Source organism: Mesorhizobium sp. GbtcB19, from assembly GCF_019091085.1.
Lineage (GTDB): Bacteria > Pseudomonadota > Alphaproteobacteria > Rhizobiales > Rhizobiaceae > Mesorhizobium.
Genome location: NZ_JAGXJY010000305.1, coordinates 1 through 259, shown reverse-complemented (window position 1 = coordinate 259; position 259 = coordinate 1). Strand labels below are relative to the sequence as shown.

Annotated in this window: 1 protein-coding gene; it reads right to left on the bottom strand. The window is 61.0% G+C overall.

The window, feature by feature from the left end:
* Window positions 1–75: 75 nt before the first annotated feature.
* Window positions 76–259: NADH-quinone oxidoreductase subunit NuoK (gene nuoK / locus KVT37_RS32360; protein ID WP_217579046.1), on the bottom strand; the 184-nt coding region annotated here is incomplete at its 5' end.

Sequence of the window (259 nt, the reverse complement as noted above, 5' to 3'; positions counted from 1 at the left end):
AATCGCCGAACAGGCCGACAATCAGGAAGCCAAGCAGCGGAAGGAAGACAATAGCCTGATTCATGGTGGTTCCCGTCAACCCTTCATCGAGCTCACGTCTACGACCGCGATCGAGCCGCGGTTGCGGAAGAAGACGACAAGAATGGCAAGTCCGATCGCGGCTTCAGCGGCTGCGACCGTCAGCACGAACAGGGCGCAGACCTGTCCGACGAGGTCATGCAGCGTCGCCGAGGTGGCGACGAAGGTGAGGGTGACCGCA